Below are 25,554 nucleotides of genomic sequence, written 5' to 3' on the forward strand. Positions count from 1 at the left end.
AACGGCCTATTTTATTATAACACAGAGTCTAATTTTCGTCCTGTGGCACTAAATGATGCTGAAAAGCATAGACAACGGCTTGGGTCCGATCATCAACTTGTAATTTCGATAAGATATTAGAAACATGTGTTTTGACAGTCTTCAAAGAAATGAAAAGCTCATCAGCAATCGTTTGGTTATCATAACCTTTAGCAAGTAAAGCCAAAATATCTCGTTCACGCGCTGTTAAATCTTCATGCAAATCAGGATTATTATGATGATCCTTGATTTTCTTATCAACTTCTGTTTCAATCGCTAAATCTCCCTTAGCTACTTTTTGAATAGCATTCAAAATTTCAGCTGCGCTGGAAGTTTTCAACATATAACCTTTAGCACCTGCTTCAATGACGGGATAAATTTTCTCGTTATCTAAATAACTGGTTAAAACTAGAATTTTGGCTTCTTTCCAATCTTTTAGGAGTTCAAGAGTGGCTTCTACGCCATCCATCTCCGGCATAACCAAATCCATGACAACGACATCTGGTTTTAATTTTAAAGCCAAATCAATCCCCTGACGGCCATTACTAGCTTCACCGACAACTTCTACATTATCTTGTAAATTAAGAAAACTTTTCAAACCCAATCGAACCATTTCATGATCATCAACCAATATAACTTTTGTTTTACTCATCAGCATCTCCTTTCATTATTGGTACATGAATATCCATCACAACACCCTTATTTTCAGCGCTTAAAAACTTCACTGTCCCAGCTAAATCATTAACGCGATCTTCAATATTTTTCAGACCATAACTCAAATCTCGAACGACATCCATATCAAAACCAATACCATCATCAACCATCTTCAGCTGAACTTCTGAAGAAGTTTGATACAAATAAACTTCTAGATGACTAGCCTTGGCATGTTTAAGGGTATTGCTGATAAATTCTTGGGCAATTCGGAAAAAATTGCTTTCAATCGTTTTAGGAAGTTTCCCAATATCTTCCTTATAAACAACCTCAATATTACTCTTATCAGTTAATTCTCTAAGAATCATAGCAAGTCCTTCTGAAAGTGTCTTTCCTTCTAATTCTGTGGGACGCAAATGCAGTAAAAGGACTCGCAAGTCATTCTGAGCATTGTTGAGCATATCTTCAATGGCTAATAATTGTGTCTGCAGTTGTTTTTTTTCCAACTGATCAAGATTATGAGAAACACCTGACAAAATCATAGAAGAAGCAAATAGTTCTTGACTCACTGTGTCATGTAAATCTCGAGCAATGCGTTTTCTTTCCTTTTTGACAATTTCCTGACTGCTAGCAATATAAGCATTTTCCGTCTTTTGCAAATTATTAGTTAACTGCTGCATTTTATGAGAAAGGCGATTAACGTTTTTCCCTAATTCGGTATCATCTTCCTGTGTAATGGCCTGATTAAGCAGAATGCGTTTCAAATTCTGATTGAGATGGCGTTTGCTATTATCATCTAAAATCATCCATACCAACAGTAAAAGAAAAGTCAAGGAAATAAAGGCAGCAAGAAGCGATAAAATAAATTGCTCAAGAACAAGCCAATCAGCTAACAAACTTTTCAAATCAAGATTAAGGCTGTTAATAATGACAAAAACAATGGAAATGATGGTAACTGCCGCGTATAAAAAAATCATTAAGATAGTCTTTTTTTTCATATACGTTCCACCTCCACCAAGCCCGCAATGACATTGATGATAATTTTTACAGATTTGGTTCTTCCATCTTTATGATCAGACAGTCTAATTTCCTCATTGCGCAAATCATATTCTGGTGCATCAAAAAAGCGAACATAGCCATAGATGCTGCTAACATCCAAACTGACTGAGACATCAACAGGAACTAAAATCTTGGTAGGTCCGTAAACTTTACGAATCATGACCACATTATTTTGTTCACTTACAATGACCTGACTGAGATTAATCACATCACTTCCACTGAGACGAATGACATTGATATCATCAAAAGCATAGGAATCTGTTTCTACATGTTCATCATTACCAATCCACTGATGTGGTTTTTTAGTCACATCTAAGCCTTCTTCTTGCAGGGTTAGCAAAGCGTAGCGATTCTTCTTTTTGACTTGAGCAAAATGATTAATCATGACATAAAGAATCCCAACAAGTACCGCAGCAATTGTATAAGGATTGAGCATAAAAATAAGAAAGAGTAAAAGTAAACTTGCTGTCAATAAAAAGTCATTTCGACTGCCTAAACGATAAAATCTCAAGGCTAAAAGAGTAATAACCACAATCAAGATAAAACTTGAGAGATTACTCGCTAAAATAGTCATAAAAGCTAAAGCAATTAAGATGGTTTCAACAACCAAAAAAATTGGAATTTTCGCATAAGGCTTCCTTCAGTTCTACAATTATTAGTCATTGTATCAAAATTTAGGATAAATTTCACTTCTTGATCTAGACCAGATAACGCTAAAGATAAAGAAAATTTTTTAAATGCCAGAGACGTCATCGCTTAGTTATCACGCATTAATCTTATACAGCCTTAATCTTAGGCAGATACAAGTTTGATGGCAAAAAATTACCTCTTCAAACAAGGAGACTAAGGCAAGAACCTTATCCTTATAAATATAATAACTATAACAGATAGATGCATCTGCATTAAATGATAACTTTATCAGCAACAGATCATAACCATAACTTGAATTAGACAAGATAACCTAATGACTTCATATAATTAACCGCTTATATCATTCAACAGTTTGAACCATGATATATCAAAACAAGGATTGAGAATAGATTCTTCTCAGTCCTTGTTTTAGCTATTTCTTTATTTAGTGTGAAGTTGTCGTCGCACTTGAACTAGAGTCTGTCGAAGCTTCGCTTGATGTTGTTCCTTCACTGCTTGAAGATTCAGACGATGACGAACCAGAATGAGATCCTCCTGATGTTGAAACATACAAGATAATATCATCGTTAGATGACAAACTAACAGTATTACCATAATAAGGACTTTGACCGACAACGAGTGACGAAGATGACGGTGATGAAATCTCCGATGAGTAATCGCTGGCATCATAAGCTTTTATACGGCTTGAAGAAATCCCCATAGCTGTTAAAGTACTGACAGCCTCTTCATAAGTAGAATTTTTAAGATTTGGCATAGTGACTTTGACGACCTTGAGAGTTATTTTTTTATCACTGCTAGGATGATAGGTCTTTCCGGGTTTTGGTGATTGACCGATAACAGTTCCACCACTGTAGTCATCAGATGAAACTTCCTTAAGAACAATACTGTCCCTAGAAACACCATAGTTATTAGTCAGATTATCAATAGCATCCTTGTAATCTTGACCGGTATAATCCTCCATCTTAAATCCCTTAGCACTAGCTACAAAAATATCAACACTAGAACCTTCACGTTTTTTACTGCCTGCACTTGGATTAGTTCTTACGACCTTTCCAGCACCAACGTTATCATCCTCAATTTTTTGAACGTCACCCACCTTAAGACCCGATTTTCTAATAATCATCTTGGCTGTTGATAATTTATCTCCTGAAACATCAGGAACTGAAATAGTACTCGGTTTTGTCAGAACCAGGTAGGTCAAAACAGCAATACCAATGGCAACTAATATAAAGAAGATTTTAAAGAAACGAGCTAAAAAATGTCCTTTTTTCTTAGGCTTAGGTTGTGGTTTGGCTTTAGGCTTAGATTTATGATCTACTTTATCCTGATTGGAAGTTTTGTTTTTAAAGACTGAGCAGCTAAAGAGTTTGCTGCTGCCTGTTCCAGTTTTGGCAGTGGTTTTGTATCTGAAGCGTCACTGAAAACAAGCTTTCTTTCACGGCTACGATTTGGCTGCAGAGACGTTCTTAAATCCTGCAACATCTCCTGCGTTGAATGATAGCGGTCTGTTAATCGTTTAGCTGTTGCTTTAATAACAACATTTTCAAGAGCTTGAGGGACATTTTTATTTTCAGCAATAATAGATGGTAAAGGCTTTTGAAAATGCTGCAAAGCAATTGTAACAGCACTATCGCCATCATAGGGAATATGGCCTGTCAGCATTTCAAAAAGCATAATCCCCATTGCATAGATATCACTTTGAACAGTAGCCTTAGAACCACGCGCCTGTTCAGGAGATAAGTAATGTACTGAACCCAGCATTGAATTAGTTTGTGTCAAACTCGTTTCAGCAAAAGCCACAGCAATACCAAAGTCTGTTACTTTAGCCGTTCCATCTTTGGTCAGTAAAACATTTTGAGGTTTTAAATCCCGATGAATAATGCCCTTTTGGTGGGCAAGAGTCATAGCAGAAAGAACCTCTTTCATAATTCTAATAACTTCAGCATTTGATAAAGGGGCGTGGTCTTGAATATATTTCTTCAAGTCGGCACCATCAACATATTCCATCGCAAGGAATTGCTGACCGTCTTCTTCTCCAATGTCACGAATGGCTACAATATTAGGATGATTAAGTTCTGCCATGGCACGTGCTTCCCGCTGAAAACGTGTCACAGCAACCTGATCTGTCTGATAATTTGTACGTAGGACCTTAATGGCCACTTCCTCATTATCTAAAATCAAGTCATTAGCTAAATAAACATCTGCCATCCCACCTCGTCCGATAGACTGGAGAATCCGATAACGACCAGCAAATAATTTGCCAATCTGAATCATTGATCTCCCTCACTTTCGGCATGAATTAAGGCTACAGTAATATTGTCAAGCCCACCTGCTTCATTAGCTAATTGAATCAAGTGCTTGGCTTTTTCATCTAAGTTCTTTGTTTCATCAGTTAGAACAGCAACAATAGCTTCATTCGAAATCATATTCGTCAAACCATCACTATTAACTAAAAGATAATCATTTGCTCCTAAAGTTTGAATACCAAGATCTGGTTCAACTGGACTAGCTTGTCCAATAGACTGTGTGATAATATTTTTTTGAGGGTGGCTAGCAGCCTCTTCTTCTGTTATTTGACCAGCCTTAACTAATTCATTAACTAGAGAGTGATCACTAGTCAATTGCGTATAAACCCCATCGTGAACTAAACTGATCCGTGAATCACCAATATGAGCAAAAAGAACATTATTTTCAACGATAACTAAGGCTTCAATAGTTGTCCCCATACCTTGAAAATCATCTGTTTGACCTAATTCATAAATCCGGCGATTAACTTTTTCGATATTATTAACCAGCCAATCACGGATTTGTCCTAAGTCCGTTAAGTCTGTATTAATCCATTCGCGTCCCAAATCAGTAACGGTCATCTCACTGGCTATATTTCCGGCACGATGACCACCCATACCATCTGCCAATACAATCAGTGTATGCCCCGCACGATTATCAAATTTATTGATAAAATCCTGATTATTAGAACGCTTCTGTCCAATATCTGTAAAAAGGGAAATTTTCATATGCTCGTTGTCTGACAAGGTCAGCCTCCTCCTAAATCTTACGAAATACGCTTAACTTGGCTGATAAAAAAGCCGTCTGTTAGATATTGTTCAGGTGTAATAAGAAGACAACCATCAACGACAATATCTTTCTTTTTATGATTTAATTTTACCTGTTCAAAATTTGGATGCTGTTCCAAAAATTGTTTGAGTACCATTTGATTCTCTTCAGCAAAAATAGTACATGTGCTGTATGTTATTATACCACCTTTTTTTATAGTTTGGCAAACACTATCTAAAATCTCTAACTGAATTTTTTGTAAGCTGGTAAAATCTTTACTATCCTTATTATACTTAATATCTGGTTTACGCCTAATCAAGCCAATTCCTGAACAAGGGGCATCAACTAAAATTTTATCAAATGTATCCTTAGCAAAGTATTTATGGACTTTTCTAGCATCTAATTTTTGCGTCTTTATATAATCGGCAATTTTTAGACGGTCTGCATTATCTTTGATTAATTTTAGTTTATGATCATACAAGTCAAGTGCTATAATCTGACCCGTCGTCAAATAAGAAGCTATATGGACAGCTTTTCCTCCAGGAGCACTACACGCATCTAGAATAGTCTCATTTCCTTTAATAGCTAAAGTGGGTGCTACTAATTGACTGCTCTCATCTTGAATGGTGATCTTTCCCTGTTTAAATAAATCACTATCAAAAAACTGGCCTGATGCTTTGACCAGACCGCAAGGTGATAAAACCGATTTTTGAGCTCCTGTTGCTTTTGCTATCACTTCCACTTGATCAGGATTAACCACACGAATACTAGCCTTACTTCGAGTTAAAAGACTTTTCAAAATGCTGATTGCCCTATCTTCACCGAATTGCTCAATCATTTTTTTTACTAACCAAACAGGCACAGAATAGGTGATGGAATGCCGTTTATTTTTTCGCTTAATGGCAGTTATGTCGGGTCTTTTTTGGCGTAAAAACTGCCTTAACACAGCATTGACTAACTTTTCAGCACCTCTATTTCTGCTTTTTGCCAGATCAACAGCTTCATTAACAATAGCATGCTGAGGAATTTTATCTAAATAAAGAATTTGATAAAGGCTAAGCATAAGCAAATAATAGATCCAAGTTTCTAATTTATTGCGATCTTCAATATAATGAGCAAGATACCATTCCAAGGTAATCTTACGGGTCAAGGTCCCATAAACGAGCTCAGTCAATAAGGCTCTATCAGCCTGAGAAAGTTCGTGCTTGCTTAAATAGTGCCTTAAAGCGATATTGCTGTAGGCAGTCTTATCAAAAATTTCGGTTAAGACAAAAAGGGCACCACTACGTGCAGTTGGTTGCTTACTTTTCAAAATAATCACCCACTTTAAGTTTTTGACCTAGGCCGTTTAAAAAATCAGTGATAGACATTTTAGGTTTTCCAGCAGGCTGAACCAATTTTAATGATAAAGCATCTTGGTTTGCAGCTACAATCAGAGATTTCTTTGTTTTTTCAATGATTTCCCCCGGATTTCCAACTCCATTGACGATTTCAACAGCATAAATCTTAAAACGTTTACCATCAAGCAGAGTGTGAGCAGCTGGCCAAGGATTCATACCACGGACTTGATTGAAAATATCTCGGGCAGATTTGCTCCAATCAATTTTTTCTTCTTGAGAGCTGATATTAGGAGAAAAAGTTGCCTGACTATCATCCTGAGCCTGCGGCTTAATTTTACCAGACAGATAGTCTGGAAGCGTCTGCAAAAGCAAGTCACGCCCAATGATAGCTAACTTTTCAAACATACTGCCAACATCATCCGCATCTGTAATTGGTGTTGACGCCTTTGCAATCATATCCCCAGCGTCCATCTCTTTGACCATTTTCATGATGGTTACACCAGTCTCCTTATCTCCATTGATAATAGCATAATGAATAGGTGCCCCACCGCGGTATTTAGGCAGCAAAGATGCGTGAACATTGACAGCAAAATCAACAGAATCAATTAATGTCATTGGTAAAAATTGACCAAAGGCAGCTGTCACAATACCATCAGCACCCAAATTCATTAATTCTACCATTTCCGATGAACCTGATAACTTCTCAGGCTGATAAACCTTTAAACCATGTTCTAAAGCAAGTTGTTTAACAGGCGTCATCTTAATTTCTTTTTTACGACCAACAGCACGATCTGGTTGTGTAACAACTGCTAAGACATGGTAATGACTGTCCTCTAGCAAACCTTTAAGAACAGTTGCTGAAAAATCAGGTGTCCCCATAAAAATTAATTTTGTCATTTATAACCTCATTTAGTGTGTCATTAATCTGCCATAAGCACTTAGCAAGTTTAAAGTGTTTTACATAAAACTTTGTGGCTCATGATCAATAATCAAACGTAACTTTTATTTTCTTTAGCTTGAGTTAAATCTAAAATGTGATTTAAAACAATCTCCAATTGCTCTTCAAAACGATATTTAATGATAATTTGATAGTGATAAAGATTGTGCGTCCTAGCGACAGGTTTGGGTGTTGGACCCAATATTTTAATCTTATCTGTCAGTCCTTCCTTGATCAACGTCACTATCTCATAAGATTTTTTGATAACCTCTTGCTCGTCTTTATGCGATAGAGTCAAACCAATTGTGAAATAGTAAGGTGGGTAGGAAAGTGCCTTACGAATTCTCATTTCGTAGCGATAAAAAGCTTCATAGTCCTGATCCTTTGCCAATTGAATAGCATAATGATTAGGATTATAGGTCTGAATCAAAACCTCACCCGGTTTATCTGCACGGCCTGCACGGCCTGCCACCTGTGTTAAAAGTTGAAAAGTACGCTCACTCGAGCGAAAATCTGGCAAGTTAAGTGAGGTATCTGCATTTAAGACACCAACCAAAGTAACATTAGGAAAATCAAGTCCTTTGGCAATCATTTGCGTTCCTAAAAGAATATCGGCTTCATGACGACCAAATGTCTTCAGAATTTTCTCATGCGCCCCCTTTTTTTGGGTTGTATCAACATCCATCCGTAAAATGCGTGCTTCTGGTAGAACTTGTTTTAATTCATCATAAGCTTTTTGCGTTCCTGTTCCATAATAACGAATTGTCCGACTTTGACAATTAGGACAGACATAAGGGATTCCTTTTGAAAAGCCACAATAGTGACAATTCATGGTTTTGGTATCCATGTGTAAAGTTAAGGAAATATCACAATTGGGACAGTTATCAACATAACCACAGTCACGGCACATAATAAAACTAGAATACCCGCGACGATTAAGCATAAGAACGACCTGTTCTTTTTTTGTTAGACGATCTTTAATTTTATCTAGCAGAACAGGTGTCAAATTACTCACTTTTTGCTGACCGATATAATCACGAAAATCTACAATTTCTACCTTGGGAATGTGCGCTTGAGGATTGGCTCTTTGACTGAGCTGCAGAAAGTTATAAACACCACGACTGGCCCGCGCTCGGCTCTCGATAGATGGCGTCGCACTGCCTAAGACTAAAACTGCCTGATGATATTGGGCGCGTAGTAGTGCTACCTCCCGCGCATGATAGCGTGGACTAGACTCTTGTTTATAAGTCGCCTCGTGCTCTTCATCAATAATGATCGCACCAATATTTTTTAAAGGAGAGAAAATAGCAGAGCGCGCCCCAACAACAACTTTGGCTTGATTGGATTTCATTTTACGCCACTCATCGAATTTTTCACCATCAGACAAGCCCGAATGCATGATAGCAACTTGACTGCCAAAGCGAGAAATAAAGCGACTAGTCATCTGAGGGGTTAACGAAATCTCAGGAACTAGAACAATGGCTGTTTTGCCTAATTTCAAAGTCTGATCAATGACATGGAGATAGACCTCTGTTTTTCCACTGCCTGTAATCCCTTCAAGCAGATAAGGCTTATTAGAAGAACCAATAGCAGCTGTTATTTGCTCTACTGCTGTTTGCTGTTCTTGGTTTAAATCAAGAAAATCAGATTGAATAATATTTTCAAAATAGCTTTGAGTACGATTCACTTCTACTTGCGAAATGTTGAGAACAGCTTCTTTTATAAAATAATGAACAACCTCTCTTGAAAAAAGGCGATACAGATCCGAAAGAGGACCGGACTGCGGATGATTAGCAAGATAATCTTTCAGTTCTTGCCGCTTTTTAGCTCGTTTATTGATAAGAAGATGAGATAACTTTTCAAGATCAACATCATAACATTTTTGCGTTTTAATTGTCTTTCTATCCTTGGCTATATATTCTATATCAATTTTACCAGCCTGTATCAGACTTAAACTTTTAGTCTGTATTTCTTGATTCAGTTGCGAAAAATTTATCTGTTTTTTACCAGCAAAAATTAAGGCCTTTTCTTCCTGAGACAGCCCTTTTTTAGGTTTCAGCAAACGATCATAATTAGAATTCAAGAGGTTTGGAATCATTGATTTCAAAATAGAAATCTTATAAGAAAAAACCGTTTTACGCATTTGATCTGCTAATTCCAACTGCTCCTGATTAAGCACCGGTTCCACATCTAAAACGTCAATAATTGTTTTTAAATGCTGAGCTGATCCGCTATCCACACTCACTACAAATCCTTGTAGTAATCGATTTCCTTTACCAAAGGGAACATGAACACGTGAACCTGCTGTAATCACTGGTAACAACGCCTCTGGAATTTTATAAGAAAAGGGTTTATCCGTTTGCATTAAGGGCACATCTACAATGACCTTTGCAATTTTTGTCATAACTTACCTCAATATGAAAAAATCTAAGATTGATGTCAACCTTAGATTTTCTCACCTTCTTCTTCTTTCTCTTTAGCAATTTGTTCTTTGATTTTACGTTCTTCCTCTTCTTTCGCAATACGTTCAGCTTCAGCTCTAGCTCTCACAGCTGCACGTTTGGCTTCTGGATCAGGGTGAATAACGACATTACCTGTTTCAATCTCTTCAAGTGCTTGAAGGGTTGACTTAACTGATGTGAAGGCTTGAGTTGGGGTTGCTCCAGATTCAAGTTCATGTGCACGTTTAGCTTGTAAAATAACCAGTGAATATTTTGATGGTACCTTATCCAACAAGGTATCAATTGATGGTTTTAACATCATAAAAGTTTTATCTCTTTTCTAATTTATCTAAAGGGTAAAGGCAATTCTTCATTAATCATTTTATGATAACGGCCAATAACACGTTCAACACGGAAATGCTCCGTCTCAATAATATGCTTGACCCGTTCTGCTGCCAGTTTTACTTCATCATTGACAACAGCATAATCATACTCGCGCATTAAAGCAATTTCTTCCTTAGCACGTTCAATGCGTTGAGCAATTACTTCCTGACTGTCTGTTCCACGTCCAATTAATCGATCCTTTAATTCTGCCAAATCTGGCGGCGTTAAGAAAATAAAAACACCGTCTGGAACCTTTTGTTTAACTTGAAGAGCGCCTTGTACCTCGATTTCAAGAAAAACATCAATTCCCTTATCTAACGTTTCATTTACATATGTTAAAGGTGTGCCATAATAATTACCAACATACTCAGCATACTCTAACATTTGGCCTTGTTTAATGAGTTCTTCAAACTCCTCACGTGTCCGAAAGAAGTAATCAACACCATCAATTTCACCCAACCTTTGCGGACGCGTTGTCATGGAAACAGAATATTCAAATTGATGGTCAGGTGTTGAAAAAATTTCCTGCCTAACCGTTCCCTTACCAACACCAGAAGGTCCTGAAAAAACGATTAATAAACCACGTTCAGACATTTCTTGCTCCTTAAAGTTTCTGTTTCTAGTTTAACAAAAAGCCAAGGGATTATCAAGAAATTTTTCCTAACTTTATCTCTTTCTTCCAGTAGCTAATGACGGACACTCCTCACTAAATAAGACTGCCTTATTAACCATTACAAAGTATTGCGTTACGACTACATAGCCAGCTTAAGCGCTCATACCGTACAAAGTCCGTTTATGGCTTTTTAAATTTTTGGAGCGAACAAAAGTATGCCTAAATTCCTTGACATAATCCGATTAAAATACAGAACCACGCACTTCCTAATTTTGATTTTATCGTCTCACTTTTCACAAAGTTAATTAGGTATTGACACAAACTTTCCTTCATGGAATTTAGAAAGGGACTTCCGACCAACCGCTGCGTTAAACGGAAACCACTGCACAATAAAAGGGCGGAACAATTTTGTCCCAGCCCTGCTTTTCTTATTTAGCATAATCAATCGCACGAAGTTCACGAATGACTGTAACCTTAATATTACCTGGATAATCCAAATTATTTTCAATTTTTTCACGAACCTTGTGAGCTAAAATGGTGACATCATCATCAGAAAGTTTTTCTGGCTGAACCATAATACGAATTTCACGGCCTGCTTGCAAGGCATAGCTATTTTGAACACCATCAAAGCTTGTTGCTATTTCTTCCAAATCACGCAGACGCTTGATGTAATTTTCCATAGACTCATTGCGAGCACCCGGACGAGCTGAACTGAGTGCATCAGCAGCAGCAACTAAAACAGCAATGACCGATTGCGCTTCCACATCACCATGGTGACTGGCAATAGTGTTAATCACAACAGGATTTTCCTTGTATTTACGAGCAAATTCTGTTCCAATTTCAACATGGCTGCCTTCAACCTCACGGTCGATAGCTTTTCCAATATCGTGTAGAAAACCAGCGCGGCGAGCTAAATCAACATTTTCACCTAATTCACTGGCCAAAAGTCCAGCTAATTTACCAACTTCAACAGAATGGCGAAGAACATTTTGACCATAAGACGTTCTAAATTGCAAACGTCCCATCAATTTAATCAAGTCGGGATGAAGATTAGGAGCGCCAATTTCAAAGGCAGCAGCTTCACCATATTCACGAATCCGATTATCCATCTCCAGTCGATTTTTTTCAACTAATTCTTCAATTCGAGCAGGATGAATACGGCCATCTTGGATAAGCGCTTCTAAAGTCATACGAGCAATTTCTCGACGAATAGGATCAAAGCCTGATAAAACAACCACCTCTGGTGTGTCGTCAATAATAATATCAATCCCTGTTAAGCTCTCAAGCGTTCGGATATTACGCCCTTCGCGGCCGATAATACGACCTTTCATGCTATCATCAGGGAGATGAACTGTCGTAATGGTCTGTTCAGCTACATAATCTCCTGCTAGACGTTGCATAGCCTGAGCTAACAAATCTTTAGCTGTTTTATCCGTCCTATCTTTGATTTCGCGCTCTGCTTCTTTAATACGATTCGCAATATCATGCGCTAAATTTTTCTCTGTTTCCGAAAGAATAATGCCGCGTGCTTGTTCTTGACTTAAGGATGCTATTTTCTCAAGTTCCTCAGCCTTTTTAACTTCTAATTGTTTAACTTGTAGTTCACGCTCATCAATATGCCTAGATTTATCGGATAGACTTTGCTCTTTATTATCAAGCAATTGTTCTTTGCTGCTTAGATTTTCATCTTTACGATCAAGAGATGCTGCACGCTCTGTCAAACGCGCATCCATTTGTTTGAGCTCTTGTCTTTCAGACTTAAATTCTTTTTCAATCTCTTCGCGATATTTTCTAGCCTCTTCTTTTGCTTCTATAAGCAGTTCCTTTTTATAGGCCTTACTTTCACGTTCTGCTGTTTTTTTGATATGCTCAGCATCCATTTCAGCTTTACTGCGAGCATTAACAGCATCTTGTTCTGCATTTAAAAGAGTCAGTTCTGCGGTTTCTTTAGCTTTCTTTAAACGAGCCGAAATAACTGCATAACCAATAACCAAACCAATGAGGGAGAAAACAAGAGTTAAAAGAATATTTAACATGCTTTTACCTCAAAATATTATTGGATTTCGATTAGAAAATCCAAATTATAGTTTATCATAAAATACCATTTTCTACAATCTAAAATTATCAGCAACATTTTTTAAATTATGATATGATTATCATAAAACTAAAAGGAGTTTACTATGACAAAAGAAGTTACTGTTGAAAGCTTTGAACTTGATCACACTGCTGTAAAAGCCCCTTATGTCCGTCTTATTTCAGAAGAGTTTGGACCTAAAGGTGATCTTATTACCAACTTTGATATTCGCTTAGTACAGCCTAATGAAGACTCTATTCCGACTGCAGGCCTTCATACTATTGAACACTTACTGGCTAAGCTGATTCGTCAGCGTATTGACGGGATGATTGACTGTTCCCCTTTTGGCTGTCGTACTGGTTTTCATCTCATCATGTGGGGCAAGCATACAACAACCCAAATTGCCACAGTCATCAAAGCAAGTTTAGAAGAAATTGCTAATACAATCTCATGGGAAGATGTCCCTGGAACAACTATTGAGTCCTGTGGGAATTACAAAGATCATAGCCTTTTTTCAGCTAAAGAATGGGCAAAGCTGATTTTAAAACAAGGCATTTCAGATGATCCTTTTGAGCGGCATCTAGTGTAAATAAAAACAGGATGGATACCCTAACTGCTACTGAGCAGTCAAGGGATATTCATCCTATTTTAATATTTGATCTTGAAATATGAAAAGATAACAATGTTTGTCTTTCTTAAGAAAATAATCCAAAGTATCTCTCTAACACTTTTAGACATCTCATTCTTTTTTAATAATCTAATTTATCCGAATGACCGGCGGCATTTCCCACAAAATAACCTGTTTTACAATTAATTGAGAAAAGATAAGTTCCATCTGGCTTAAACATATTGTAATAACCATTACCATTGATAATATTAACTTTCTCAAGAATATAGTCATTACCTGTAATATAACCACGTTGTTGTGAAATAGCTACTATTTTTTCTAAAATACCTGCATTAAAGGCCCAAGCTGAATTGTTACTATCAGCAATCTTAGATTGGTCATAAGGAACTCGACTACGATCACGCTGCAGCTTAGAAACATCATAGTTAGAAATACCATAACCAGAAGCACCTGCATTTGATGTCCCATTATTTGGAGCAGCAGGGGTACTTGGTGATGTGTTACCAGATGCATTATTAGATCCAGATGAGCCATTAGCTGGTGTATTGGAATCAGCAGCTGGCGCTTGAGCATTTTGATTACTGCCTTCAGTATTTGATGATGTACCGCTGCCGGCATTTGATGAAGCAGCTGAACTTCCTGATTTCTTATTCTTAGCTTCTAATTGTTTACGTCCATCAGCAATGACAGATTTCAAAAGGGCATCTAATGTAGCATTTCCTGTATTTAAGCTCTTTTCTGAAATATCATCAAAATTTGCATTATCTTTAACAGCGGCTGCTTTTTGTTCGCCATTAAGAATGGCAGTCGTTTTAAATTTCCCATTTACAGCATTAATCGCTGAAATTTGACGCTTCAAGCTTTCATACTTCTTTTTAGCCTCGTCATAATATTTGCTGTTCTTAAGTTTTTTCAAATGTTTTTCTAATTTAGGCAAGTTAGCAAATTGATTGTTTTTTAACTTCGTTCTCTTTGCATCCGCAAAGAAAGCCGTATAGGATTTTTCAAACCTTTTAGAAGCTGCTGTAAAATCTGTCGATTCCTTTGTTGACGTTGATTTTGTTGTTCTCTTAGTTTTTACTGTGTGATGGCTCAATTGATAAACACTGTATGTAGCACCAGCAGCCAGCAAAAGTAAAACGATAAGTGATGTCATAATCACTTTTTTACGCTTATAAAAAGGCGGTTTTGTCTCATCATCTTCATCAAAATCTTCAGAATTCCCAACATCATCCTTATCTAAAGCAGAGGTTGGAGCAGTCAAAAAGCTAGACTTCTCCTCAGTATCTAATTTGGCAGTCTCTTGCGTATCTGACAAAGGAACATCATCAAATTCGTCTTTCTTCCAGATCTCCTGATTGGGATTGATAGCTGGTGCCACAATGGTATCTTCTAGGCTCTGCTCTTTAGCAGTGTCAGTAGAAATCGCTGATTCAGAAAGTATTTCTTCTTCTGGCTCCTCAATGGGATCAATTAAACCTGTGTCAACTAATTCCTGACGCTGTTGCTTAATAAAATTATCAAGTGTGCTAGTATCAATACTTTCAAAATCATCACTGCTAGTATCAAATTTCCGTGCGGTTACTTCATCACGATGTTGCTTAATATAACGGTCTAGAACACTATCTTCTTCAGTTACACCAGCCTTAATTTCGGAATCCTTACGAACGGCTTCACCAACTGTCATTTCCTTGGCATCTTGAAAATCAAGACTGTCTTTGCTCTCATTGTTTTCTACTGGATTTTTTTCCTTTTCTGACACGCACTTCCCGCCTTTCTATCTAAGCACACGTTTGACACGTTGACCATAAAATTGATATAAATCAACTTTTAAGCTTCCATTATAAAGCTTACGCTTTTTATCTGCTTTTCTACCAAATTTTTGTTCAAAATCAGCATCATTAGTCAAAATAAACTGACTCCATGTTTTTAAAGGAGCGAATGTTTCACCCATCTCATTATACAAAATGTCAACTGCTTTGTCATCAAGCAATCTTTCCCCATAAGGTGGATTTGAAATAAGAACACCATTGTTTTATTGGTTTTAAAGTCTTGAAGGCGCATTTGTTTCAATTTGACAACATCTTCAAGACCAACTTCTCTAGCATTTTGCCGAGCAATTTCTACCATACGGCCATCAAGATCAAAACCTGAAATATCAAGTTGCATATCATAGTCTGCTTGTTCATCTGCCTCATTACGAACTCGGGTGACGAGTGCCTCATCCACCCAAGGCCATTTTTCAAAAGCAAAATCACGATTAAATCCAGGGGCAATATTCATACCAATCATAGCAGCCTCAATACAAAAGGTTCCTGAACCACAAGTTGGATCAACAAAAGGTTTATCAGGGAACCAGTTACTTAAGAGAATAATAGCCGCCGCCATATTTTCTTTGATAGGAGCTCCACCTTTTTCAGTACGGTAGCCACGTTTGAATAGACTTGGTCCTGTTGTATCGATCATAACTCTAGCCTGATCTTTAAGGAGAGAGATCTCTATTTTAAACTCAGGTCCATTTTCTGGCAGAGGTACACTGGCAGGTCTATGAAAATAATGTTGTAATTTCTTGACAATGGCTTTTTTCGTAATGCCTTGTATGCTCGGCTCATTATGTAACTTTGACTTGACAGATTTAGCCTTAGCAACAGGAAATTGGCAGCCCAAAGACAAATAATTTCCCCAATCAAGAGCATAGACTCCCTGAAACAGTTCTTCAAATGTTCTGGCAGGAAATTCTCCCACTACAATTTTGATTCGATCTGCTGAACGCAGCCAGAGATTGGTTTTAGCAATAGTCTCAATAGTTCCTTTAAAAAGAACCCTGCCGTTTTCTACTTGACAATCAAGGCCCAAATTTCTTAATTCTTTACCGACAACAGCTTCAATACCCGCTGCTGCAGTTGCTACTAAATTGAAAGTTTTTTTCATGATTCCTCACTAAAGACAATAAAAGCTAGCCAAAGCTAGCTCACCTATTATGCAATTTTCTATAAGCCATGTTTTGTTCCAAAGGTGACTAGGTACCACCTTCTTTGATAATCATCTGTCTACTGCTTATGCAGTCAGAAAAGACCGTTCTTTTTCCAGCTTTTCCATGCCCCTACCAAAGTTTGGGTTGCTAGCTTGAGGGGTTTACCGCGTTCCACCTTTTATGTTTCCATAAAAGCTACGTCACTGTGGCACTTTCAGAATTACTCCGGCCTATCAAAGACTTAGCCATTTTATCCGCCGTAATGCGCAAAGCACATCCCTAGACTTATTTTTTGTCTAGCACAAACACTACTGGCGTCACAGCCAGTGCTAGCATGGACTTTCCTCATGATAAGATTGCAAGATTTACCAATTTACCACGCGATTATCCAAAAATTGCATCGTTTACTTAATTTATTCGGTAATTTGTTTACCAAAAACTTCTTTTTCTAAACGACTGATACGTTTTAAAATATCAAAATTTGTAGCAGTAGTCGCCACACGACTAGAACCTACAGAAGCTGCTGGAGATACTGTTGTTTGAGCGGCCTCTTGACGTTTTTTAGCTTGTTTTACTTCTTCTTTTAAGCGCGTATTTTCTTGACGTAATTCTTCGATTGTGGAAATATAGGTTTCATAATCCTTAATAATATCGTCCAGAAATTCGTCAACTTCTTTTTTGTCATAGCCACGCATGCTAGATTTAAATTCTTGTTCAAAAATATCTTTAGGGGTGTACATAATACTTGCCATACTTTTATCTCTCCAAACATATCATTTCTCTGTGATACTAGCTTACAGCCGTTCTATCATTTTTAATCATACAGAAAATTATTTCAAAAATCAAGTCTTTTATATTACAATTCTAATCAAAGTCCTGAACGATGTCATCTAAATCTTCAAAAGTAAGCAGTCTCACAGGATAGTTATCCTTAGTTGTCATCATTTGATAAAGATATTTTAAGTTAGTTTCCTTATTTTTATCATAAAATAGATAAGCTCCATCCGTATTATCCAATAAAAATTGATTATATTTTTTAAACTGATATGGATTTTGATAACGTTTATAGCTACTTCTTACAAAGTCTGCCTGTTTAAATTTAAAAAGCTTTTCCTGATTAGCTTCATTCCAGTGTTCTCCATGATTTTCAAAGGGAAAGATAGTAGCCAGTTGCATATCATATTCTGTTTGGAGGCTTAAAGCAACCTCTAAAGCCCAATACTCAAAGCCCAAATTACCCATAAAAACAAACCAATCTACTCCTTCTTCAAGAAAATGAATGAAATCTCGTTCAATAGCTTTCTTAATAATTGTTATTTTAGGATCCTTATCCTGAAAAATTCCCAATTCAAAATTTTTATAACCCGTTACAAGAATTGTCGTCATAAACTGTTGTCCTTTTCAATTTTATGATATAATAGTGGTGTTTTATATTATGAATACTTATGGGAGAGTTAGGAGAGCTATGGTCAACTATCCTCATCATTTCATTCGTAAACAAAGCAAACTCAGTCAAGTATCTAAAACAATCAATTTTGCCAATCGCGGGATGTCCTTTGAGGCAGCTATAAATGCGACAAATAACTACTATTTATCACAAAAAATAGCTGTTATTCATAAAAAACCAACTCCTATTCAAATTGTAAGGGTTGATTACCCTAGACGAAGTCGTGCTAAAATTGTTGAGGCTTATTTTAGGCAGGCTTCAACAACCGACTACTCAGGAGTCTATAAAGGATATTACATTGATTTTGAAGCAAAAGAGACCAGACATAAGACATCTATTCCCATGAAAAACTTTCATGCACATCAGATCAAACATATGTCACAGGTTTTAGACCAAAAAGGTATTTGCTTTGTTTTACTGCATTTTTCCACACTTAGGGAGACCTATCTGCTTCCAGCCTCCCATCTAATCCATTTTTATCGGATTGATAATGGCGGGAAGTCCATGCCACTTGATTATATCAAAAAAAATGGTTATCAGGTGAATGTGTCAGCTTTTCCTCAGGTTCCTTACTTAGATATTATTGATAAAAACATTTTAGGCGGTGATTAAAATCAAATTCAACAAGTTTAAATTTGACAAATCCAAATTAAAAACCTTAACTTTAAAAAACCAAATTTTAAAGAGTTTAAATTTGACAAAAATTTTGGAATGACAGTTCTAAAATATGGACTAGGTATTCTCTTAAGCGCTATTATTTTAGTTATTATAATTGGAGGTCTTCTGTTTACCTATTATGTCAGCAGTACTCCTAAGCTGTCAGAAGCCAAACTTAAAGCCACTAATTCTAGTTTGGTTTATGATAGCAATAATAATCTGATTGCTGATTTAGGTGCTGAAAAGCGCGAAAGTATTTCTTCAGACAACATTCCAATGAAGTTAGTAAATGCCGTTACCTCTATTGAAGATCACCGTTTCTTTAAACATCGTGGTGTCGACATCTATCGTATTATTGGTGCAGCTTGGAATAATTTACTTCATAAATCAACTCAAGGAGGATCCACTCTTGATCAGCAGCTTATCAAGCTTGCCTATTTCTCTACTAAAGAGTCTGATCAGACCTTAAAACGCAAGGCTCAAGAAGTTTGGCTGTCTCTACAAATGGAGAAAAAGTACACGAAAGAAGAGATTCTAACTTTTTATATCAATAAGGTTTACATGGGCAACGGAAATTACGGAATGCGCACTGCTGCAAAGTCTTATTATGGCAAAGATCTTAAAGACTTATCAATTGCCCAGCTAGCGACACTTGCAGGTATTCCGCAAGCACCGACACAATATGATCCTTACGCTCAGCCCAAGGCAGCTACAAGCAGACGTAATACCGTTTTGTCACAGATGTATAAACATAAAAAAATTACAAAACGAGAATATGATGCTGCAGTAGCAACACCAATTTCTGATGGCCTGCAAGAACTGAAACTCTCCTCTAGTTATCCAAAATATATGGATAATTATCTAAAACAGGTTATTTCAGAGGTGAAAAAACGTACTGGTCAAGATATCTTTTCAGCAGGCATGAAGGTTTATACAAATGTTAATGCCGACGCACAGCAATATCTCTGGAACATTTATAATACAGATGAATATATTGCTTATCCTGATGATAATTTCCAAGTTGCTTCTACTGTTATGGATGTTACTAATGGTAAAGTTATTGCACAGCTTGGCGGACGCCATCAAGATACTAATGTTTCTTTTGGTACCAATCAGGCTGTCTTAACTGATCGTGACTGGGGATCAACCATGAAACCTATTTCAGCATATGGCCCTGCTCTTGAAAGCGAAGCTTTTACGACAACTGCACAGATGCTCAATGACTCTGTCTATTATTATCCAGGCACAACAACACAAGTCTATGACTGGGATCATCGTTACAATGGTTGGATGACTATCCAAACAGCTATCCAACAGTCTCGTAATGTCCCTGCTGTCAGAGCTATTGATGCTGCTGGATTAGACACTGCAAAAGGTTTCTTAAGCGGTCTTGGTATTGATTATCCTGAGATGCGTTATTCAAACGCCATTTCAAGTAATACAAGTAGTTCAGAACAAAAGTATGGTGCTAGCAGTGAAAAAATGGCCGCCGCTTATGCCGCCTTTTCTAATGGTGGAACTTATTATGAACCACAATACGTCAATAAAATAGAATTTAAAGATGGAACATCGGAAACCTATGACGCTAAAGGCAACCGTGCGATGAAAGAAACGACAGCCTATATGATGACAGATATGTTAAAAACAGTATTAACATATGGTACTGGTACTGAGGCTGCTATTCCTGGTCTTTATCAAGCAGGTAAAACAGGAACATCCAACTATGATGACAATGAATTGGTAGAAATGTCTGAAAAACTTGGTATTAATCCTTATGGACTTGGTACTATTGCTCCAGATGAAAACTTTGTTGGTTATACACCTCAGTATTCAATGGCTGTTTGGACAGGATATAAAAATCGCTTAATGCCTGTTTACGGAGACAGTATGAAAATTGCTGCGCAAGTCTATCGTACTATGATGGCTTATCTTTCTAGCTCAGGTAATTCTGATTGGACCATGCCTGACGGTCTCTATCGCAGCGGTGGTTATCTTTACTTAAATGGTTCAAGTGGATCAAATAGTAGGTATGGTGCAGCTCCTGCAACTTCATCGTCATCATCATCCTCTTCTTCTGATTCCAACAATAACGATCAAAATAATAATCAAACTACAGAAGCGTCTAGTGACTCATCTTCATCAAGTTCTGATGCTACGACATCTTCTAATCCATAAATAACTATTTTAAAGGCACACTCTTGGTATTAGAGTGTGCCTTTAAATATCCAATCTAAGTATATCATATGTCATTGCCATCTTTTTCAAAAATCAAAACTATATGAGCTAGTAAATTCTTATTTTGCGAGAGCCCCCATTGGATCCCAAGGGGCCAGAACTTTTGGTGTCTCTTCATAAGCCGCTAGTTCCTCAGCAGTAAGAAATTCCTTACGAACAACGATTTGATAAGTGTATTCATCCATCCAAACATCTGAAGCAACAAAGTAGCCTTTTTGACCAACCTTATTCCCCCATGAATTTTCGACTTTCCATTTAATTGCTTTGCCATTTTCATCTAAATCAACACCAGTTAAAACCATAGCATGGGTCATGAGGCTTTCACTATAGTCCAAACGACCAGCCTTGTCTTGTGTCAGATCAATATCCATAGCAGCCTTAAAATCATAGGTATTAGTAGCCAAGATTCCCTTTTGACGGTCGGATACCTGACCCACATCAGAGCCAAACCAGACTGTTTCCCCAGCTTGCATCTGAGCAATAGCCAACTCTTTAAAACGCTCCATATCAAGATTAAGATAACGTACAGCAGGACTGCCTACAACATTACCTAACATGTCAACTGTATAAGATTTCCCATAAGGCTTGTCCGCCGTTGGGGCATTGATAATTGAAACATAGTCTGCTAGATTAAGACCAACATATTTTTTATAAAAGGCTTGTGGTGTAATCTTTTTTTCAGACTGGTAATGATCATCTTTATCGCGATAGGCAAAATCAAAGCGGCGTGGTGGCAAACCAAGATTCATCGCAAGAAAATTAAAGACTTCTTGCAAGAGTTCTTCCTTCTTAGCTTGAACGGCAGTACTGTCTGCTCCTGCTGCAAGAGCTTGGCGTAAAATTTGGGCGTCTTGGCGCAACAATTTATTAAGATATTGGTTTAATTCACGGCTGGCACTTGATGAGATAGATTCTGGATAGACCGATTTGGGCACAACACCATATTTTTCAAAAAGAGCGACAACCATATCCCATTGTCCACCATCTTGTTGGGGCGTATCAAGCAAGAATTTCACTTTGCGACTAGCAAGTTCTTCATCTGCTGTCGCAATAACTTGTTCTAAGAACCAGTTCGATTTTTCATATTTATCCCAGAAGAAGGTGTGGGCTTGTGACAATTCAAAGTTTTCCAACTTGAAATCTGAAATAAGCTTGTGACGAAAAGTGTTGAGCGCTGCAAACATCCAGCAACGTCCAGAAGCTTTTTGGTTAGAAACCTCATCTTTGGTCAAATCAATGGAAAAAACATGATTGTTTTCTACTTGACTTTGGCGTGTTTCAAGCGATTTTAATAAACCGTTATGGGTTACAGCATTTTCGACAGCATGAAATTTAGCATTTGCTTCGTAATCAGCAAATAATTTATCTGTAAATGTTTGTGTTAATTGAGACATAGGATCCTCCTTGTTTGAATAAAATTGTCTGACTTTCAAAAATAAAACCACTATCAAGAATATTCCTAGCTGATGATCATGTTTTTATTTTCTCTTGAAAAGCGAGAATTTCTATTCTCGCTTCAATTACTTCCAAAAATCATCAAAGATAGAAATCGGTAAATGACGTTTATGTTCTGTTTTGTGCCACCAATTTTCAATTATTTTCTGGGCTGCTGGGGAGACTTGCTTGCCCTCCAAATAATCGTCAATATCATTATAGGTCACGCCAAGAGCAACTTCATCAGCAAGGCCGGGTTTATTTTCTTCAAGGTCTGCAGTTGGAGTTTTGTCATAGAGAACCTTATCAGCTCCTAATTCTGCTAACAACTGCTTACCTTGACGTTTATTGAGACGATATAAAGGTAAAATATCAGCTCCGCCATCGCCAAATTTAGTAAAGAAACCAGTAATATTTTCCGCAGCATGATCCGTTCCAATGACAGCTCCGCTATTTTCACCAGCAACAGCATACTGACTAATCATCCGCTGACGTGCTTTGATATTTCCTTTATTAAAGTCAGAAACTTGAACTCCAGCCTCTGCTAAAGCAGCAACCTGTCCATCAACAGCTGACTTGATATTGACAGCAAGGCTGACATCAGGCTGAATAAAGTCAAGAGCTCGCTGGGCATCAGCTTCGTCGGCTTGTAACCCATAAGGAAGACGAAGCGCTATAAATTTATAACCATTATCACCCGTTTCATGACGTAATTCCTCAATAGCAAGTTGCGCTAGGCGACCAGCAAGACTGGAATCTTGACCACCTGAAATCCCCAAAACATAAGATTTCAAAAAGCTATGTTTCTTCATGTAAGCTTTAAGAAAATCAATGGATTTACGAATTTCTTCCTGAGCATCAATTTTAGGCTTAACACCCAGCTGAACAATAATCTCTTCTTGTAAACTCATTTAACGTCACCTTTCTCATAGGCTTCCTTACGAATACGATCAATCAGATCCATCTTATTTTGCCAAACATCACGCGCCAAATCAACTGGATAATCTTGTGGATTGAGAACACGTTTGTATTCATCCCAAAGTTTATCAAATTCTCTACGCGCATAATCCTGAATATCTGATAGACTTGGTTGAGTGTAGACTAATTTCCCTTGATCAAAAATATCAACTAAAAGCGGTACAGCATCAAAATCGCGAACTTTTTTATTAATGTAAGTATATGTCGGATGGAACATATCAATTTCATCCAAAGTATTGACATCTGTATCTGTGAAGGTAATGTAGTCGCCTTCTGATTTTCCTTTAGCACGACTGGTGATGCGCCAAACTTGTTTTTTACCAGGCGTTGATACTTTTTCTGCATTGTTAGAGAGCTTAATGGTATCTCGCATCACACCATTGTCATCTTCAATGGAAACAATCTTATAAACAGCCCCCAGAGCTGGCTGATCATAGGCCGTAATCAGTTTCGTTCCTACACCCCAAATATCAATTTTAGCCTTTTGCATTTTCAGATTGAGAATGGTATTCTCATCGAGATCATTAGAAGCATAAATTTTAGCATGGGGATAGCCAGCTTCATCTAGCAATTTACGAACTTTTTTAGAAAGATAAGCCATGTCTCCTGAATCAATGCGTACTCCTAAGAAATTAATCTTATCCCCTAATTCATTAGCCACACGAATAGCCGCAGGCACTCCTAAACGCAGCGTATCATAAGTATCTACTAAAAAGACACAGTCTTTATGCGTTCCAGCATAGGCCATAAAGGCATCATAGTCATTACCATAAGCTTGGACAAGGGCATGCGCATGCGTACCCGAAACGGGAATGCTAAACAGCTTTCCTGCACGAACATTGCTGGTAGCGTTAGCACCACCAATAACTGCTGCGCGTGTTCCCCAAATAGCTGCATCCATCTCTTGGGCACGGCGCGTACCAAATTCCAAAAGCGGCTCATCTTCGATAACAGAGCGAATACGAGCAGCTTTCGTCGCAATAAGAGTTTGAAAATTAACAATATTTAAAATGGCTGTTTCAACTAATTGACACTGTGCAAGCGGTCCTTCAATTTGAACAATTGGCTCATTGGCAAAGACTAAATCTCCTTCCTTAGCAGATTTAACACTCAATTCTAATTTAAACTCTTTTAGATAGGCAATAAAATCTGCAGGATAACCTAATTTCTCTAAGTAAGCAATGTCTGTTTCCGAAAAACGCAGTTCTTGCAAATAAGCAATCATTCGCTCTAAACCTGCAAAAACAGCATAACCATTTGCAAAAGGTTCCTTACGAAAGAAGACTTCAAAAACTGCTCTTTTGTTATAAATCCCTTGGTTGAAATAGACCTGCATCATATTAATTTGATACAAATCTGTATGTAAGGTTAAACTATCATCCTTATACATACATTATCTCCTTATATTAAGATACAAAGGGCGTTAAGAAAGCGAGAAGAAAATAGGAGGCTGATATCATGCGCTTGCGCATAAGGCAGGCTGTCTTTTTCTCGACGCTTTTAGCCCGTGTTCAATTATTAAGATACAAAGGGCGTCAAGAAAGCGAGAAGAAAATAGGAGGCTGATACCATGCGATTGCGCATAAGGCAGGCTGTCTTTTTCTCGACGCTTTTAGCCCGTGTTCAATTATTAAGATACAAAGGGCGTCAAGAAAGCGAGAAGAAAATAGGAGGCTGATATCATGCGCTTGCGCATAAGGCAGGCTGTCTTTTTCTCGACGCTTTTAGCCCGTGTTCAATTATTAAGATACAAAGAGCGTTGTGAGCAAAAGCAAAACAGAAGGTTCGCGAAGAATTTCAAAACTCTAGGAGAAACTATTTTGACACAGCTCACAGCTCGTGTTCAATTATGCTTATTGTTATTATTATAACACAAAAACGCTAAGACGATTAGACAATTAAAAGGAAGTGAAATCAAATTTAATGAAACTTAAGTTTAAACTTAGCTTATTTTCCTATTTACAAGCAAAAAAGGTTAG

At 37.4% G+C, this 25,554-nt stretch carries 18 protein-coding genes, 1 other RNA gene and 3 pseudogenes; 3 read left to right on the top strand and 19 right to left on the bottom strand.

Features of this window, described 5'->3' with window-relative positions; translation table 11 throughout:
• Window positions 1–28: 28 nt before the first annotated feature.
• The 11 genes and pseudogenes from SRT_RS07920 to SRT_RS07970 form a co-directional block, all read right to left on the bottom strand.
• A complete protein-coding gene (locus tag SRT_RS07920; RefSeq protein WP_161940044.1) occupies window positions 29–670 on the bottom strand; it encodes a response regulator transcription factor in 642 nt (213 codons plus the stop codon).
• Window positions 663–1,667, bottom strand: coding sequence for an envelope stress sensor histidine kinase LiaS (gene liaS, locus SRT_RS07925; protein ID WP_128833693.1), 1,005 nt, complete (start codon window positions 1,665–1,667; stop codon window positions 663–665). The genes SRT_RS07920 and liaS overlap by 8 nt, the downstream gene beginning before the upstream one ends.
• Window positions 1,664–2,358: pseudogene (gene liaF / locus SRT_RS07930) on the bottom strand (cell wall-active antibiotics response protein LiaF). Before liaF ends, liaS begins: the two are co-directional and overlap by 4 nt.
• 445 nt (window positions 2,359–2,803) lie before the next feature.
• Window positions 2,804–4,653 (bottom strand): annotated as a pseudogene (pknB, locus tag SRT_RS11200) (Stk1 family PASTA domain-containing Ser/Thr kinase).
• Window positions 4,650–5,393 (bottom strand): Stp1/IreP family PP2C-type Ser/Thr phosphatase, encoded by a 744-nt coding sequence (locus tag SRT_RS07940; RefSeq protein ID WP_128834061.1) that lies wholly within the window; start codon window positions 5,391–5,393, stop codon window positions 4,650–4,652. Before SRT_RS07940 ends, pknB begins: the two are co-directional and overlap by 4 nt.
• Before the next feature lie 38 nt (window positions 5,394–5,431).
• On the bottom strand, window positions 5,432–6,754 hold the full coding sequence (rsmB, locus tag SRT_RS07945) for a 16S rRNA (cytosine(967)-C(5))-methyltransferase RsmB (RefSeq protein ID WP_193432414.1): 1,323 nt from the start codon (window positions 6,752–6,754) through the stop codon (window positions 5,432–5,434).
• A complete protein-coding gene (fmt, locus tag SRT_RS07950) occupies window positions 6,735–7,670 on the bottom strand; it encodes a methionyl-tRNA formyltransferase (protein WP_128833695.1) in 936 nt (311 codons plus the stop codon). Before fmt ends, rsmB begins: the two co-directional genes overlap by 20 nt.
• A gap of 92 nt (window positions 7,671–7,762) precedes the next feature.
• Window positions 7,763–10,114 carry a primosomal protein N' gene (locus tag SRT_RS07955; protein WP_373276252.1) on the bottom strand — a complete coding sequence of 784 codons (2,352 nt, stop codon included), beginning with the start codon at window positions 10,112–10,114 and terminating at the stop codon, window positions 7,763–7,765.
• A 41-nt stretch (window positions 10,115–10,155) separates the two neighbouring features.
• Window positions 10,156–10,473: a DNA-directed RNA polymerase subunit omega gene (gene rpoZ / locus SRT_RS07960; protein ID WP_128833696.1), complete on the bottom strand. Its 318-nt coding sequence runs from the start codon at window positions 10,471–10,473 to the stop codon at window positions 10,156–10,158.
• Window positions 10,474–10,496: 23 nt separating this feature from the next.
• Window positions 10,497–11,129, bottom strand: a complete 633-nt coding sequence (gene gmk / locus SRT_RS07965; RefSeq protein WP_128833697.1) for a guanylate kinase — start codon at window positions 11,127–11,129, stop codon at window positions 10,497–10,499.
• A 447-nt stretch (window positions 11,130–11,576) separates the two neighbouring features.
• Complete coding sequence (locus tag SRT_RS07970) at window positions 11,577–13,184, bottom strand: ribonuclease Y (protein WP_128833698.1); 1,608 nt, start codon at window positions 13,182–13,184, stop codon at window positions 11,577–11,579.
• A 144-nt stretch (window positions 13,185–13,328) separates the two neighbouring features.
• Between SRT_RS07970 and SRT_RS07975 the strand changes: the two genes are divergently transcribed.
• Window positions 13,329–13,811, top strand: a complete 483-nt coding sequence (locus tag SRT_RS07975) for an S-ribosylhomocysteine lyase (RefSeq protein ID WP_128833699.1) — start codon at window positions 13,329–13,331, stop codon at window positions 13,809–13,811.
• A gap of 160 nt (window positions 13,812–13,971) precedes the next feature.
• Here the strand turns inward: SRT_RS07975 and SRT_RS07980 are convergent, their stop codons facing one another.
• The 5 genes and pseudogenes from SRT_RS07980 to SRT_RS08000 all read right to left on the bottom strand — a co-directional run bounded on the left by SRT_RS07980 (window position 13,972) and on the right by SRT_RS08000 (window position 18,210).
• Window positions 13,972–15,612, bottom strand: a complete 1,641-nt coding sequence (locus SRT_RS07980; RefSeq protein ID WP_161940045.1) for a cell division site-positioning protein MapZ family protein — start codon at window positions 15,610–15,612, stop codon at window positions 13,972–13,974.
• Between the two features lie 15 nt (window positions 15,613–15,627).
• Window positions 15,628–16,781: pseudogene (locus SRT_RS07985) on the bottom strand (THUMP domain-containing class I SAM-dependent RNA methyltransferase).
• A gap of 57 nt (window positions 16,782–16,838) precedes the next feature.
• Window positions 16,839–17,220: RNase P RNA component class B (rnpB, locus tag SRT_RS07990), an RNA gene on the bottom strand.
• A gap of 17 nt (window positions 17,221–17,237) precedes the next feature.
• The gene (gene gpsB / locus SRT_RS07995; RefSeq protein WP_128833700.1) at window positions 17,238–17,576 is read right to left on the bottom strand and encodes a cell division regulator GpsB; all 339 of its coding nucleotides are present in this window, start codon (window positions 17,574–17,576) and stop codon (window positions 17,238–17,240) included.
• 112 nt (window positions 17,577–17,688) lie between these two features.
• Window positions 17,689–18,210 (bottom strand): SLOG family protein, encoded by a 522-nt coding sequence (locus SRT_RS08000; RefSeq protein ID WP_128833701.1) that lies wholly within the window; start codon window positions 18,208–18,210, stop codon window positions 17,689–17,691.
• A 79-nt stretch (window positions 18,211–18,289) separates the two neighbouring features.
• Here SRT_RS08000 and recU point away from each other — a divergent pair, with 79 nt between their 5' ends.
• Together recU and pbp1a are read left to right on the top strand one after the other, a co-directional pair.
• A complete protein-coding gene (gene recU / locus SRT_RS08005) occupies window positions 18,290–18,883 on the top strand; it encodes a Holliday junction resolvase RecU (RefSeq protein WP_128833702.1) in 594 nt (197 codons plus the stop codon).
• Window positions 18,884–18,982: 99 nt separating this feature from the next.
• Window positions 18,983–21,103, top strand: a complete 2,121-nt coding sequence (gene pbp1a, locus SRT_RS08010; RefSeq protein ID WP_128833703.1) for a penicillin-binding protein PBP1A — start codon at window positions 18,983–18,985, stop codon at window positions 21,101–21,103.
• 119 nt (window positions 21,104–21,222) lie between these two features.
• Here pbp1a and pepC read toward each other — a convergent pair whose 3' ends face one another.
• From pepC to SRT_RS08025, 3 genes are all read right to left on the bottom strand, one after another.
• Window positions 21,223–22,557 (bottom strand): aminopeptidase C, encoded by a 1,335-nt coding sequence (gene pepC, locus SRT_RS08015; RefSeq protein WP_128833704.1) that lies wholly within the window; start codon window positions 22,555–22,557, stop codon window positions 21,223–21,225.
• Between the two features lie 126 nt (window positions 22,558–22,683).
• Entirely contained in the window at window positions 22,684–23,508 is an 825-nt protein-coding gene (nadE, locus tag SRT_RS08020) for an NAD(+) synthase (RefSeq protein ID WP_128833705.1), read from the bottom strand.
• The gene (locus SRT_RS08025) at window positions 23,505–24,965 is read right to left on the bottom strand and encodes a nicotinate phosphoribosyltransferase (RefSeq protein WP_128833706.1); all 1,461 of its coding nucleotides are present in this window, start codon (window positions 24,963–24,965) and stop codon (window positions 23,505–23,507) included. Before SRT_RS08025 ends, nadE begins: the two co-directional genes overlap by 4 nt.
• Between the last annotated feature and the right edge of the window lie 589 nt (window positions 24,966–25,554).

Origin of the sequence: Streptococcus troglodytae (assembly GCF_002355215.1) — a bacterium.
Taxonomy (GTDB): Bacteria; Bacillota; Bacilli; order Lactobacillales; family Streptococcaceae; genus Streptococcus; species Streptococcus troglodytae.

What these genes read in the sequence shown, in the direction of transcription:
- SRT_RS07920 (WP_161940044.1), bottom strand. Translation starts at nt 670, where the DNA reads ATGAGTAAAACAAAAGTTATATTGGTTGATGATCATGAAATGGTTCGA.
- liaS (WP_128833693.1), bottom strand. Translation starts at nt 1,667, where the DNA reads ATGAAAAAAAAGACTATCTTAATGATTTTTTTATACGCGGCAGTTACC.
- SRT_RS07940 (WP_128834061.1), bottom strand. Translation starts at nt 5,393, where the DNA reads ATGAAAATTTCCCTTTTTACAGATATTGGACAGAAGCGTTCTAATAAT.
- fmt (WP_128833695.1), bottom strand. Translation starts at nt 7,670, where the DNA reads ATGACAAAATTAATTTTTATGGGGACACCTGATTTTTCAGCAACTGTT.
- SRT_RS07955 (WP_373276252.1), bottom strand. Translation starts at nt 10,114, where the DNA reads ATGACAAAAATTGCAAAGGTCATTGTAGATGTGCCCTTAATGCAAACG.
- rpoZ (WP_128833696.1), bottom strand. Translation starts at nt 10,473, where the DNA reads ATGATGTTAAAACCATCAATTGATACCTTGTTGGATAAGGTACCATCA.
- gmk (WP_128833697.1), bottom strand. Translation starts at nt 11,129, where the DNA reads ATGTCTGAACGTGGTTTATTAATCGTTTTTTCAGGACCTTCTGGTGTT.
- SRT_RS07970 (WP_128833698.1), bottom strand. Translation starts at nt 13,184, where the DNA reads ATGTTAAATATTCTTTTAACTCTTGTTTTCTCCCTCATTGGTTTGGTT.
- SRT_RS07975 (WP_128833699.1), top strand. Translation starts at nt 13,329, where the DNA reads ATGACAAAAGAAGTTACTGTTGAAAGCTTTGAACTTGATCACACTGCT.
- gpsB (WP_128833700.1), bottom strand. Translation starts at nt 17,576, where the DNA reads ATGGCAAGTATTATGTACACCCCTAAAGATATTTTTGAACAAGAATTT.
- SRT_RS08000 (WP_128833701.1), bottom strand. Translation starts at nt 18,210, where the DNA reads ATGACGACAATTCTTGTAACGGGTTATAAAAATTTTGAATTGGGAATT.
- recU (WP_128833702.1), top strand. Translation starts at nt 18,290, where the DNA reads ATGGTCAACTATCCTCATCATTTCATTCGTAAACAAAGCAAACTCAGT.
- pbp1a (WP_128833703.1), top strand. Translation starts at nt 18,983, where the DNA reads ATGACAGTTCTAAAATATGGACTAGGTATTCTCTTAAGCGCTATTATT.
- pepC (WP_128833704.1), bottom strand. Translation starts at nt 22,557, where the DNA reads ATGTCTCAATTAACACAAACATTTACAGATAAATTATTTGCTGATTAC.
- nadE (WP_128833705.1), bottom strand. Translation starts at nt 23,508, where the DNA reads ATGAGTTTACAAGAAGAGATTATTGTTCAGCTGGGTGTTAAGCCTAAA.
- SRT_RS08025 (WP_128833706.1), bottom strand. Translation starts at nt 24,965, where the DNA reads ATGTATAAGGATGATAGTTTAACCTTACATACAGATTTGTATCAAATT.